Source organism: Microcoleus sp. PH2017_35_SFW_U_B (genome assembly GCF_020737865.1).
GTDB lineage: Bacteria > Cyanobacteriota > Cyanobacteriia > Cyanobacteriales > Microcoleaceae > Microcoleus.
In genome coordinates this window covers 1-13463 of the sequence record NZ_JAEQDE010000073.1, presented here as the reverse complement: position 1 = coordinate 13463, position 13463 = coordinate 1, and the positions used below count along the sequence as shown (strand labels likewise).

General features: G+C 44.8%; 14 protein-coding genes and 1 CRISPR repeat array. Of the genes, 10 read left to right on the top strand and 4 right to left on the bottom strand.

Features of this window, described 5'->3' with window-relative positions; translation table 11 throughout:
• Positions 1 to 193: 193 nt before the first annotated feature.
• The 4 genes from JGK36_RS20875 to JGK36_RS20860 all read right to left on the bottom strand — a co-directional run bounded on the left by JGK36_RS20875 (position 194) and on the right by JGK36_RS20860 (position 2897).
• Entirely contained in the window at positions 194 to 910 is a 717-nt protein-coding gene (locus JGK36_RS20875) for a GUN4 domain-containing protein (protein WP_293196374.1), read from the bottom strand.
• Between the two features lie 233 nt (positions 911 to 1143).
• Complete coding sequence (locus tag JGK36_RS20870; protein WP_293185604.1) at positions 1144 to 1716, bottom strand: hypothetical protein; 573 nt, start codon at positions 1714 to 1716, stop codon at positions 1144 to 1146.
• A gap of 274 nt (positions 1717 to 1990) precedes the next feature.
• Positions 1991 to 2200, bottom strand: coding sequence for a hypothetical protein (locus JGK36_RS20865; protein WP_293185603.1), 210 nt, complete (start codon positions 2198 to 2200; stop codon positions 1991 to 1993).
• Positions 2201 to 2714: 514 nt separating this feature from the next.
• On the bottom strand, positions 2715 to 2897 hold the full coding sequence (locus JGK36_RS20860; protein WP_293185601.1) for a hypothetical protein: 183 nt from the start codon (positions 2895 to 2897) through the stop codon (positions 2715 to 2717).
• 390 nt (positions 2898 to 3287) lie between these two features.
• Here JGK36_RS20860 and JGK36_RS20855 point away from each other — a divergent pair, with 390 nt between their 5' ends.
• The 10 genes from JGK36_RS20855 (at position 3288) to cas2 (ending at position 11613) form a co-directional block, all read left to right on the top strand.
• A complete protein-coding gene (locus JGK36_RS20855) occupies positions 3288 to 5918 on the top strand; it encodes an AAA-like domain-containing protein (RefSeq protein WP_293196372.1) in 2631 nt (876 codons plus the stop codon).
• Positions 5919 to 6001: 83 nt separating this feature from the next.
• On the top strand, positions 6002 to 6340 hold the full coding sequence (locus tag JGK36_RS20850) for a DUF433 domain-containing protein (protein ID WP_293185598.1): 339 nt from the start codon (positions 6002 to 6004) through the stop codon (positions 6338 to 6340).
• Positions 6337 to 6699, top strand: coding sequence for a DUF5615 family PIN-like protein (locus JGK36_RS20845; RefSeq protein ID WP_293185597.1), 363 nt, complete (start codon positions 6337 to 6339; stop codon positions 6697 to 6699). The genes JGK36_RS20850 and JGK36_RS20845 overlap by 4 nt, the downstream gene beginning before the upstream one ends.
• Before the next feature lie 95 nt (positions 6700 to 6794).
• A complete protein-coding gene (ruvA, locus tag JGK36_RS20840) occupies positions 6795 to 7418 on the top strand; it encodes a Holliday junction branch migration protein RuvA (protein WP_293185596.1) in 624 nt (207 codons plus the stop codon).
• A gap of 294 nt (positions 7419 to 7712) precedes the next feature.
• Positions 7713 to 7982: a 30S ribosomal protein S15 gene (gene rpsO, locus JGK36_RS20835; protein ID WP_293134126.1), complete on the top strand. Its 270-nt coding sequence runs from the start codon at positions 7713 to 7715 to the stop codon at positions 7980 to 7982.
• A 170-nt stretch (positions 7983 to 8152) separates the two neighbouring features.
• The gene (locus tag JGK36_RS20830; RefSeq protein WP_293196370.1) at positions 8153 to 8629 is read left to right on the top strand and encodes a PAM68 family protein; all 477 of its coding nucleotides are present in this window, start codon (positions 8153 to 8155) and stop codon (positions 8627 to 8629) included.
• 319 nt (positions 8630 to 8948) lie between these two features.
• Positions 8949 to 9410, top strand: a complete 462-nt coding sequence (locus JGK36_RS20825) for a transposase (protein ID WP_293190669.1) — start codon at positions 8949 to 8951, stop codon at positions 9408 to 9410.
• Positions 9411 to 10265 (top strand): transposase, encoded by an 855-nt coding sequence (locus JGK36_RS20820; protein WP_293185593.1) that lies wholly within the window; start codon positions 9411 to 9413, stop codon positions 10263 to 10265.
• 338 nt (positions 10266 to 10603) lie between these two features.
• Positions 10604 to 11188, top strand: a complete 585-nt coding sequence (gene cas1 / locus JGK36_RS20815) for a CRISPR-associated endonuclease Cas1 (protein WP_366026692.1) — start codon at positions 10604 to 10606, stop codon at positions 11186 to 11188.
• Between the two features lie 143 nt (positions 11189 to 11331).
• The gene (cas2, locus tag JGK36_RS20810) at positions 11332 to 11613 is read left to right on the top strand and encodes a CRISPR-associated endonuclease Cas2 (RefSeq protein ID WP_293185592.1); all 282 of its coding nucleotides are present in this window, start codon (positions 11332 to 11334) and stop codon (positions 11611 to 11613) included.
• 367 nt (positions 11614 to 11980) lie between these two features.
• Positions 11981 to 13379: a CRISPR direct-repeat array (repeat unit 36 nt; unit sequence GTCGCAATTCACTTTTCCCCGCAAGGGGATTGAAAC).
• Between the last annotated feature and the right edge of the window lie 84 nt (positions 13380 to 13463).

The following is a 13463-nucleotide window of genomic DNA, read 5'->3' as shown; positions in this document are numbered from 1 at the left end:
AAAAAGACCCGGCGGTTGAAACCGCGACTATACAAACAAAACCCGCCTCCGCGGGTTGAAGAATAGGCGGTGAAAATTACGTTTTACATTATTCTCTTGAGTCCGCGGAGGCGGACGAAAGTTTGTGTAGACGCGGTTTCAACCCCCGTCCGATCTTTGTTTGTGTAAACGCGGTTTCAACCGCCGTCTTACTTTACTTCACCCAAGCACGATGAGCCATCAAAGCCGCAAACGGCTGCACTCCCCGCAACTGATTCGACAGCGGCAAATGACCCCTCGGCGCGCTCAAATCCCAAATAAACTCTTGCGGATACCGCGTCCAATTATTCCCCTTCTTCCACCCAATTAACGGCCACAACTTATCCCAATTCTTGCCCGAACTCAGCCAAATTTCCCGCTGTACCGAAAAGCCAAATTTGCCTTCCGAATGAACTTTCCACAGGGTATTAATTGTTTGCAAATCTGCCACAGGCAAACTTTCAACTTCCGTAAAATACAACCACTTTCTCGCGGCAGCAGTCTCGCCCGCCAACCCACAAAGTTTGTTTAAAGTCAACAGATCGGCTTCTTGAAATTCCTGTAGGGCCAATAATTGTTGCAGCGGAGTGTAGTCAATGTTAGAGTCCGATCGCAATTGCACTACTCCAGTCGGAAAATTCGCCTGCAAAAACTCCCTCGCTCTGGCAGAATCCGCACAATAAAGAATTTGGTAAGCCTTACCCATTACCGCCGTCGGTTCCTCCGACTTGCGCTCTAATAAAAATTCCATCAACACGTCCCAGCCTGCATCTGCTATGTGTTGTTGCAGCAGTTGCAGTTGAGTTTTCTCTGAACCCGACCTCAACTGTGAGCGGAGTTCGGCTGTATCGGCGGCCGAGTCTAATGGAGAAGTAGAAATCGAGTCAGTCATGGGAAACTATCAGCTATCAGCTATCAGCTATCAGCAATTAGCTGAAGCCCTGGTTTTCCTCCATTGTACAATGCTACTGACTCCGATTTACTTCTCTGTACTCCGATGGTTGTGCGCTGCACGACGAGCTAACCTCGCCGCGATCGCACATTCCTCGTCAATGGGAGCGATAGCAAATAGCTTTACCCTCAGATTTTTGCGATCGCTCCCATGTAAAAGAGTTTTTCTTGAACCTAGTCGTCCACGATGGAAACCCATGCAGAGAACGAAGGCGGAAAAAAGTTGATGTCATATTCCGAGTCTTCCCACTCTTTCACCCACAGCGGTACAACGCCCGGGCGAGGAGTTTCCGCAAAGATCCGTTCCTTGGATTCGATCGAGTGAAATAGCTGTTTCAAAGTATCTCCCCGATCCAAAGCTTCGCTGAGGATGTCGTCCAACTCAGGATCGACCCGTTTGACGCGGTTTTTGTCCTCTTCAAGCCACAGAAGTTTCAAAGACTTCAGATCCCTCGGACTGAGAATGCTCTTGTAGTACACGCGCTTGAGCGTCGCTACGGGCTCCAACGAGCGTTCGATCCGGCGAATTTGCTGAACTCGCAGGTAGTGCCATTCCGCTAAACGCTTCCGTTCCGAAGGCGCGAGAGTTTCCTTCCCCGCTGAGTGTTTGTAGTCATAGTTAATCAAACTGCAAGCCATATTAGCCAGCAGGTGAATTAACTGTTTTTCTTTGGGTGTCGCCTGACGCCGTTCCTGGGTTCTTGTCAATACGCGCTGTCTGCGGGTAGTTTCGAGAGTATTTTCCATTGGGTTTTTACGAGATGAAATACGATTGTGCCAGATCCGAATCCCGAACATCAGAAGGTAAGGAAGTTCCTAGGCGGGGAAACTCCACCGACAGACTCGCCTTACCTGTTTATTTTCCCATTCACTTTGTTGAGACTTCAACTCCCCGGATTAGGTGGACTGATATTCGGCCCGAGTTTTCACCCCCTTGAGCCAAGGTGGTGGCGACAACAAATACACCACAAACACGATCGCAATCACAACCGCAGCGCCGGCGAACCACTCAGAGGGCTAATTATTTCCGGCCTTTGCCTGTCTTTACCTCTTCTTGCTCTCCATCTTCATTCGTTCCAGTGTAGTTAATGTCGGGACGACTCTCAAGAGCAGTCAAACTGCTGGTTGATGAAGATTGTGGGACGATCGCAAAAGCGCTGGCCCTGCTTGTATGGAATAAGCCGATGCCACCGGAGGCAATTACTGCTAATACTAAGATGCTGTTTTTCATGTTCGATGACCCTGATTTAACGTAGATAGACACCTTTTGGCTAACCCGATCTGTCAGAAGTGGGTTGATGCAATAGCCCACTTGTCTTCTGATAAATCTGCCTGCCATAATCAATACAGACAGGCACACCCGAAGAGCGATCGGAAACGCCGGAAGTGACGTGTTACTTATGTCCACGATCATCCACCAACCAGATTTTTTTGGGTAGTGGGGCTAAGGCCATCAGGGCGTCGATCCATCAGGGAGTTATGCCATCAGGGTGCTCATCTATCGGGTAGTTAATTCATCAGGGCGCATCTTCTACTACAATTAGCCACAAACTTAACTTTAATCGTTGAGCCAGTGGCTAGCAGCGCACTGACAGCGCTTTTAAGAATTAAACTTTTTGTGGATTTATCCCCAAAAGTTTGTTCTTAAAAATTCCCCCACGCGAAAGCCGGGGAAGTGTCAGCGGCATGGAATTCCATGCAATCTAAGTCAACTAAAAAAAACGCAGATTAACGATATCTCCCACTCAAGCAGTCCTCAGCCAAACGCTGGGGTTTTTTATTGGTAGCAGCCATTCCAGTGCTTTGACTGGACGGCATTCGGTAGCCAGCCCCCAAGGCAGAACCTTAGGCAGAACCTTAGGCAGTACCTTAAAGGCGCTGCGGTTATGAGTTTCCCTGGCAACATCATACCATCGGGTGAAATTCAAAGTATGATTGTAAAAAAATGTGAACCCAATGGCGTTTGGGCATTTTCAATCCGGTTGAGTAAAAATTCAGATGAGGATGCGAACGAGTACAAACAAAAAAGTGCCGGAGTACGATCGCCCTCCTGGCTGGATTTACGGTTGGTTGCAAAGATACGGTAAAGATTGACAATGACAACGCTGAGTTAGTAGACAATAGAGAAAGAGTCACAAAAATTTCAACCACAGTAACACCAGTTCAAAAAAAGAACGCAACTGTAGGTAAACTCCAAACCCTTATTGAATCAGTCATTGACCAATCTCAAATCTAAAATAGTATGAGCTGGCAATAATTGCAATTTGTAACTTTTCCATCGCACAGCATAGGGGCGCAGCATCTTGATGAATTCGCAGATGACAGCAGAAGTCCACTCAACCAACCAATATCAAGTCGGAGGATATTTGCCTGCCGGTGCGCCCACCTATGTCAGGCGATCGGCAGACAGCGAACTCTACCAAGGACTCAAAGCCGGACAATTCTGCTACGTATTGAGTTCCCCACAAATGGGAAAGTCCAGCCTGCTAGTGCAAACGGCCAAAAGGTTGCAAGCAGAAGGTACAGCTTTTGCCGCCGTCAACCTGAGAAGCATTAGCAGCCCAGAAATTTCCCTGGAAAAGTGGTATGGCGCGATCGTCCACCGCATCGCCAGCAGCTTGCGCCTCACAAACAGGTTTGATGCCCTCAAGTGGTGGAACGATCGCGAAGTGCTATCCCCGGTGCAGCGATTGGAGATATTTATCGAAAAAGTTTTGCTCAAGTCACTGCGGCAAAATTTAGTCATTTTGATAGATGACATTGACACCACCAACATCCTCAATTTCAGTACCAGCGATTTTTTTGCCTCAATTCGAGGTTGTTATTCTAAGCGGGCAGAGCAACCAGAATACGATCGCCTGAATTTTGCGGTTTTCGGAGTAGCAGCCCCGTCACAATTGATCCGAGATCCAAGCTGCAACCCTTTTAATATTGGACGACCAATTAATTTAAGTCGATTGCAACTAGACGAAAGTGTGTCACTAACAAAAGGATTGGCACTCAAAGCTTTTCGTCCCCAAAAAGTGCTCCAAGAAATATTTACTTGGACGGACGGTCAACCTTTTCTGACTCAAAGACTGTGCCAATTGGTGCTTGAATACGGGTCTTTTATTGGCAGAAATTGCGAAGCCCAGCAGGTGGAACAACTGCTCAAACACAGAATTATTAAAAATTGGGAAGACTGGGACGAACCCCCACATTTGACAGCAATTCGCGATCGCATTTTCTACAGCCGCTGCGATCTCACCAAGCTGTTAACGCTGTACCAGAAAATTTTGCAACCGCCCGACCCCAAAAAACCGGAAGAATTGCCAGGAGTTGCTGTCGATTATTCTCCCGAACAAATCGAATTGCAACTGTCAGGATTGGTGGTCAAATCTCATGGTAAATTAATAGCTGCTAACCTAGTTTATCAATCTGTTTTCAATCAGTTTTGGGTGGAAAAAGAACTGGGAAATCTGGCTCCCTACCGCGAGGCCTTGGCAGCATGGCTGGCTTCGGATCGCGAAGATAAGTCGCAGTTATTGACGGGGGAAACTTTGCAGTCAGCCTTGGATTGGGCGGCAAACAAACAATTAAGCCAAGAACACTATTGGTTCTTGAATCCCGGAACTTTTCAGAAAAAACCGACAGTCGCTGTCGCACAAGTTGTACAAAGCAGCCCAGACATCGGTGCAGAGAGAATTCTCACCCCGCCCTCAGATACTTTTCTATCGGGGAGCAACGAACAGATATTGTACGATCACATCGTCTCCTGCGTGGAACGAGAATCCCCCGCACAGATAATCGAGCGGTTCCGCAAACTATTTATCGACGGTATGGGCTACCCCGATCGCGAAATAGAAGCAACTTTGTACAATATCATCTCCGTCAAGCGATCGGATCGGGAGTTTAAATATATCATCCACCGCTGCTGTTACATCCCGATCAACCGTTGGCAATTGCACTCACAGCACAAATTGAGTATTGCAAATTTAGTAGCTTTATTTAAACAGACTTCTCCCCGATTCGGGATGGAATTTTACATAGTCAAGCGCTTGCAAGAACAAATAGAATTCTTTACTAAAAGTGCAGAATTCCAGACCCTAGAGCGCTTAGTAAAAGCAGTAGAACAAGAGCCACAACCGCAGAAACAAGATAGTCATGCTCCTTTGGGCGAATTGATTTGTCGCTATCCTTATTTGTACGGGCATTCTTTGCTGAGCAAGGAGAGCGTGGAGGAAGACCAGCAAACCATCAAAAAGCTGGAAATTCAAAGACAGCGACTATTTGAAAAAAACTTGTCTCAATATTTAAATTATTTGGTTGAGCCGAGAAATACAGAAATAGGAATTGTACAGCCGACGCCAAATCCCACACTTTTGAACGATGCGGAATTGCACTTAGCTGTTAGGGAATTTGCCGGGAAAGTAACAGACGATCGCAGCCACAAAGAATCGGCTCAATTTTTTTTGAGAGATGCCAGGAAAACTCAATCCTACAGCTCATTTAAAGTGGATTTATATGAATATTTGATATCATCGGTAGAACCAGAATATGGCGGTCGTCAATTTAATGATAAGTTGTACAAGTACATCAAAAATACATTTCCGGAAAACGACTCGGCGAAATTAAATAATATATTGTTAGCTCAGACTTGCAACCAGTTATTCAACTTTTTAGTAGTGGAAAATTCCCAACATCCCAACCACTACATTTTTTATGACTTAGTATACAACCTCGGGCCCAGCAGGACAATGGGTTTGCTGCTGAAAATATTACTGCTTTCTGGCAAAGTTAAGCCTGAGTTGGAAAAGCGATTTTCTATTTTGTTCAATCACTATGAAGGTAAAGCTTCTGATGAAATTATGTGGTTTATAAAATCATTGGAAAATTTAAATGTGGCCTTAGTGGTAAATTTTGGGAAGACGGATTTGTCTTTGGTTAAACAGCATCTTATTTTGAATTGAAAGATCAGCATAGCGGTTTACTTCAAGTTCTATCGGGCAAATATCAGTGATATAATAAATTATGTTGAGTATACAGCAAAATTATGCCAACCCAAACGCTCACAGATTATTTCAACTTTCTCACTCCCAGCGATATTCGACTGAAAGGGACAAGAATTGGCATTGAAACAATTCTTTATGATTACATCGATTGCGGTCGCGCACCTGATGAAATTGCCCAAACTTATCCTTCCCTCACCCTCGAACAAGTTTATGCGACAATTCTGTATTATCTCCAAAATCAAGAACCTGTGAGTGATTACCTCAAAAATTGGATAGAACACGGTCACAAAATGAGAGAAGAACAGCGCCTTAATCCCCCGCCTGTTTCTGAAAAGCTCCGCCAACTGAGGGCAGAAAGAAAAGCCAAAACTAGCCCATGAACCTGCAATACCTAATTGATGAAAATGTCAATCCAATTTATCCCAATCAAATTAGGCAACGAGAACCAGATATTGCCGTCAAAGTAGTGGGAGAACCGGAAACACCGCCGAAAGGAACTCTCGATCCAGAAATTCTCTACTGGTGTGAAGATAATAACTGTGTTTTGGTGACAAATAACCGAACTTCTATGCCAGTGCACTTAGCCGAACATATGGCGGTAAATCGTCACATTCCAGGGATTTTTATCATCAATCCTAATTTAAGCATTGGCGAAAACCTAGAAGAATTGATTTTAGCGGCTCTGGCATCCCAAGAAAATGAATATCAAGATAGAATTGTTTTTCTACCTTTCCCTTAGCAGTTATTAATGTATTCGGGAGGAAACGATTTTTTTGCATTAGTCCGATCGCAATTTTAAAAGGCGCGCTACCCTATCGGTGTACCATTAACTATATGATCAGCTATCTCAAAGGCACAGTCGCCAATATCGCCAAAGGCAGCAACCGCGTTATTCTGACTCTCGAAGTTAGTGGAATTGGCTATGACATCCAAATTTTGCCGCGCGTGACTGGCCAATTACCAGCATCCGGCGAAGTCGCCCAAATCTTTACCCACCAGCAAGTTAAGGAAGACCAAATCGTATTGTACGGTTTTGGCAGCACGGCCGAACGCGATTTGTTTCGGCAGTTGACGAGTGTTAGCGGTGTGGGTGCTCAACTGGCGATCGCCCTTCTTGATACTCTAGGAATGCAAGATTTAGTTCAGGCGATCGTCGGCGGTAACACTCGCATCCTCGCCAAAACCCCCGGCGTGGGTACAAAAACCGCCGAACGCCTCGCCCTGGAACTCAAAAGCAAACTCTCGGAATGGAGACAGGAAGCAGGTTTGACAACTTCCGTGGCCGCCGGAGTCCCCGCAGCGATTCAAGAAGAAGTGGAGATGATTTTGCTGGCGATGGGATATACTGCGACGGAAGTCTTGCAAGCGCTGCAAACCCTCAGTCAAGACAGCAACTTGGCAAACAAAGCTAATGCGGATGATTGGATTCGTGAGGCGATCGCCTATTTGAGCCGATAATCGGCCACCCAATAGACTTCTTGCAAAATTTATGGCTAACACGGGCAAGATGCCCATCCCACAATTTTTTTCCTGTGGGATGGGCTGGAATAAACACCATGGAGGGGCGTCCCGCCCATCCGACATTTTTTTTCCTGTGGGATGGGCGTCTCGCCCGTCCTAAGTAGGGCTTGCAATTGAAGTCTTTCAGCTCAAAAAACCAACCCATCCGTGGCGAAAATTTGCTCCTTCACCGTTCCCCTGTGATACTATATGGGATTGTGACAAACGTACAAAAAAAACTAAACTCAATTCATGGCTCTTACACAACAGCGCAAACAAGAAATCATGGGCGACTTTCAAACCCATGAAACCGACACAGGCTCAGCAGATGTCCAAATCGCCATGTTGAGCGATCGCATCAGCAAACTCAGCGCCCACCTGAAAATCAACCAAAAAGACTTCGCCTCCCGGCGCGGTTTGATGATGATGATCAGCCGCCGCAAGCGCCTGCTGGCATACCTGCAAAAGGAAAATGTCGATCGTTACAAAGCATTAATTGCCCGTTTAGGCATTCGCGGCTAAACACCAAAGCCAAAATTTGCGACAATATTCAAGAATCTTGGACAAACGCCAGCAGGATTTACGCACTGATAACAAATCCGTTTCAAACCGTTGATTAACCATCAGAGTTGCGTAAACCCTCGCCAAGATTTCTTTGATAATTGTTCGAGATTTCAGGTTAAACAAAAAATATGTCCTCCGAACCACCCACCCAGCGCTTACCCTTTGAACCGGCCTCAAATCGGAAAAAAACCGCTAAAAAGCCTCCAGAAGCCGAAGCAAACCCAGTCACAGAAGAACCAAAATCAGACAAACAGCCTAAAGCCACCAAAAAAACTGGCCCCCAGGCGCAATCCATCCCAGAAGCAGTCAGCAAACGCATGATTTCCCGCATCGCGGTATTCTGCGGCGCCCCGACACTCCTGGGAATTTCCACATTTTTTGTGAGTTATTTGATAGTCAGCAAAGGCTGGTTTGACTTGCCCAACACAGCAGTATTGTTGGTAAGCATGGGCTGTTTTGGTCTAGGCGTACTGGGATTAAGCTACGGAGTCCTCTCGGCTTCCTGGGATGAAGAAAATTCAGGAAGCACTCTCGGGTGGGAAGAATTTAATACTAATTTTGGACGGATGCGAGAAGCGTGGCGCGATGCGAAATCTAAAAGTTAGTCAGTAGTTATAGAAAACATTCGGTAAGCGGAAAACTCAGAGGCTTCAGCCCTGAGATGCAAGCGACACGGGCGGTTTTAACCGCCGTGAATCTTTCTTGATTCTTAATATTTAAAATTAGAGAAAGACGCTATAGCCTTTCTCAAAAAGGTGAGGTATGACTGACAGGTTATATAACCACTGAAACCAAGAGGGCTGAAGCCCAACAACGTCCGCGAATCTTTCTGAGAACCGCTATAAGATATAAACAAGGAGGTGAGCAAGATTGTTGACAAATTACGCTTATAAGTTGCGTCCCAATCAAACGCAAGCATTAAAAATGTCGAACTGGGTAGATATGCTGCGAAGCCTGTATAATTGGTGCTTGAATGACAGAATCTGTCAGTACAATCAGCAGTTTATCCAAGGCGATTACTGTGACATTAGAACGAAAGGCGAAGCTTCACCATTGACCTGCTTCGTAAGTAAAAGTGGCGCAACTGGAAATCCCTGGAAAAACTCTAAGATTGACAAAGAAGGTAAAGCTAGAAATCCTCGCCGAAGTGCTGGTGATATTCAAATAACAGCATTACCTGAGTTAAAAATAGCTAGACCTTGGTATTCCCAACTAGATTCAACCGTTTTACAACAAAATGTCAAACGCTTAGATATTGCCTACAAAAACTTCTTTGAAGGTAGAGGATTTCCGAAATTCAAAAATCGGAGTAACTTTACTTCTTTTACCTTCGCAATGGGAGTGAAAATCAAGGGCAATAAAATTTACCTACCAAAACTGGGCTGAATGAGGTTTTACAACTCTCGCTCAATCCCAAGTGGTTTTACTATCAAGGCTTGCACAGTTAGAAAACGCCAGAATGGCTGGTATGTTTCTATTAGAATAGAGGATAAATCTGTACCTGAATACAGCCCCAAAGCTCTCGGCAACAATCCCAAAGTAATCGGTTGCGACTTGGGACTCACTAAACTGGTTCACCTTTCTGATGGCTACCAAATTGAGAACCCTAGATTTTCAACCAACAAAAAAGCTAAACGCACTCTGAAAATTAGACAGAGACGAGTTAACCGCAAAACAAAAGGCAGTAAAAACCGCAAAAAAGCAGTCATCAGAGTTAGCAGATTCCATCAAAAGATTGGTGATAAACGCCAAGCGCACCAATGGAAAACTGCGAATTTAATAGTATTTCGTAATATTGATGTAATCGCCTTAGAAGATTTGAACATCTCTGGGATGATGCGTCGATGTAAGGTAAAAACTGATGAGGAAACCGGGAGGTTTCTCAAGAATGGGCAATCCAGAAAAAAAGGATTGAATCGCGCTATCTCTGATGCAGGCTGGGGCGACTTAGGATTAAAGATTGAGTATCTAGCTGCAAAGCAAGGAAAAATCGTAATCAAAGTTAATCCTAAGCACTCTAGCCAAGAATGCAGAAGTTGTGGACACATCGACAAATCAAATAGAGATGGCGAAAAGTTCATCTGTGTTGAATGTGGCTATCACGAACACGCCGACATTGGCGCTGCCAAAACTATCAGAGATCGAGCATCGAAAATGGTACGCGGGGACTCCGCGAAACCTGGTGTTGAACACCTAAACGCCCAAAAGATATCAGCACGCACTTGCGTGCAAACGTGCTGAGTTTGGGAACCCTAGCAGTAGGGATATTAAGAATGAAATTTCTTAAGAATCTCAGTCGCTTCAGCGCTGAGAGTGTCAATAGTCATGAATCAATAGCTTTCTTCGTCGGAAGAGGACACGGCAATGCCGTGTCCTGATATTACTTAGACACTACTAATAGTAGTCAGGTGCCCACTTCACACCCTACCAATAGAGTTTATACGTAATTTCTAGTTAAATTGACACCAATTCTACGTAAAATTCCCTACAAAATACTATTTAAGTTTTGTGAACAATTGGTTTTTTGCATAAAACTACTTAGTTGAGCTTGATATAAATAAAGTAGTCCTCAATAATTTTTGCAGTTGATATCCCCGACAATTTTTGCGAAGTCGGGGAAGCGCTTAATGGGATTGGAAGGAGCCGGGGCAGCTAGTTATTTTTCGGCATTTGGCGAATGTTTGTCGGTTCCCGAATTTGTATTTGTTTTCCGTTCCCGCCGTCCGCCAGGGAATCCGGTTAACGCCATGCTTAGCTTCGGATATCAAATCCTGTGGAATCATTTACTGTGTTTGATTGAACTCCAAGGACTCGATCCGTATCAAGCTTGTTTGCATCAAACTTCCGAACGTCATGCTGCTTTAGCTTCAGATTTGATAGAAGAGTTTCGTGCTCCGATTATCGATTCTTTGGTGCTGTGGCTGATTAATTCAAAAGTCATGGATGCCACCCTCGACTTTGTTTACCGCAATAGCGGCTGTTTCTTGAACGATTCCGGCAGAGCAAAATTTCTCCATGCTTTTTTACGGCGTATGGAAGAAGAAATTCAGACTGATTCGGGCGAAAAACAGCCGCGCTGGGATTTGTTTGTGCAGCAAGTTAAGGCTTACAAGCAGTTTGTTTACAATCCACAAATGCTGTACAAGCCTTATCGAATTTATTAGATTTCAAGACTAACAACGTATTTCTGTCATTGCGAGGAACGAAGCAATCGCCAGGTTTTGCGATTGCTGAGTGACCCTCGCAATGACATGATGGCGTTTATTTATTGCGTAATTCCTGACTTTTGGTCAAGCGGAAATTAATCATGCACTTGTACGTTGTTGTCTATGATATTCCTTGTGACAAGCGTCGCAAGAAAGTTTTTAACTTGCTTTCCGGTTACGGTACTTGGGTGCAATATTCGGTTTTTGAGTGTGCCCTATCTCAGCGTCAATTTGAGGAGTTGCGCGCTCGCCTGCGGGGACGGGTTAATTTGGATGAAGATAATATCCGTTTTTATGTTTTGTCAACGCGGGCGATCGGGCAGGTGGAAACTTGGGGTTCTGGCCCGCCGGTGACTCAACCGCCGACTTCGGTCATTGTTTAAAGTATTTTTTTTAACACTTGACAGCCAGAGAAATCTACGTTACTATGGCTCTATTGCTAGATTATGATTGTAATCCACACAAGCCCATACAAACTTGCCGTGTTAATTACTACCCAAATCTACAGCACCAGTACCTAGAAAATTGAATAGATTAAAGTAGTGTTTTAGCTGTTCAATCATTTAGCTATCCGACCGCCTCGCTAAATGGCTGAAACACCGATTCTCTCGTTTAGGCGCCCGTTCGCTTGTCCCGTAAGGGTTTCAGCGATTTTTGAGAGCTGGTTTTCGGCTCTAAGTGAGCTGAGCATCAGAGGTGGTCGGAAACGGCTTCTAGAGCCTTTACTGGGCACGGCTTTCACAACGAGGTGTCGCAATTCACTTTTCCCCGCAAGGGGATTGAAACTTTTTGATTAGAATTTGCCATGCTGTTTACTGCTATTTGGTCGCAATTCACTTTTCCCCGCAAGGGGATTGAAACGATTCTCTCCTCCCTTAGGAGGCAATCCCCCCTTCCTAGGAACATAATAGTCGCAATTCACTTTTCCCCGCAAGGGGATTGAAACATCAAGCAAATGAAATTTGCAACAACCTCTAAGTGAATAGTCGCAATTCACTTTTCCCCGCAAGGGGATTGAAACGGTCTTGCCATTTACAACCATTTTTAAGTTGATAGAGTCGCAATTCACTTTTCCCCGCAAGGGGATTGAAACTATACTAGTACTGCTAAAGCAGTGTATTGAGTTGCAGTCGCAATTCACTTTTCCCCGCAAGGGGATTGAAACCTTGGTTGACTAAGACTGTCTAAAAATTGTCTCTTCAAAGTCGCAATTCACTTTTCCCCGCAAGGGGATTGAAACTTCATATTATTTTGAGCGATGGTGAATTGAAATGCTAGATGTTTGGCATGTCGCAATTCACTTTTCCCCGCAAGGGGATTGAAACTCAAGATATATGATGTATTATACGTATCTGCTTCTGGTGTCGCAATTCACTTTTCCCCGCAAGGGGATTGAAACCAAGAACATGTAGCCATGATGTTTTCTCCAAAAGTGTAGTCGCAATTCACTTTTCCCCGCAAGGGGATTGAAACTCAAACCAATCGGAAAATCAGTGTCCGCAGGATTGAAGTCGCAATTCACTTTTCCCCGCAAGGGGATTGAAACGAATAATACCAAATTGTGTCAGTTAAAACAGCTAATTGTCGCAATTCACTTTTCCCCGCAAGGGGATTGAAACATGAAAATGCGAAAAACAAACTGGTTCATGAAATCAAGTCGCAATTCACTTTTCCCCGCAAGGGGATTGAAACAAATCTTTCATACTTAATTTCAATTCATCTTTACTCAGTCGCAATTCACTTTTCCCCGCAAGGGGATTGAAACTCCGAAAATCAATAGACTCGGTTAGTAGAAGCATAGTCGCAATTCACTTTTCCCCGCAAGGGGATTGAAACTTGAGAAGATTTATTTAACGCGCTTTTAAGTTTTTTGTCGCAATTCACTTTTCCCCGCAAGGGGATTGAAACCATCTGACCGAACCATTTGCTGTACCACTACCGCAACTAAGTCGCAATTCACTTTTCCCCGCAAGGGGATTGAAACTCTGGCTTATCTGCACGAGCCAGGCTAATGACTAGGTGGCCGAGTCGCAATTCACTTTTCCCCGCAAGGGGATTGAAACTTGAAACAAGAAGTTTCTTGCTCCCAACTACCAGAAGAAAACCTATTCAAGTCGCAATTCACTTTTCCCCGCTGAGTCTCTCGCGCTGAGTCCGAGAAACCGGGTTTCTATGGCAATTGACGTATTTTCACGAGATTTTACGCAGAAACCCGGTTTCTGAGTCTCTCGCG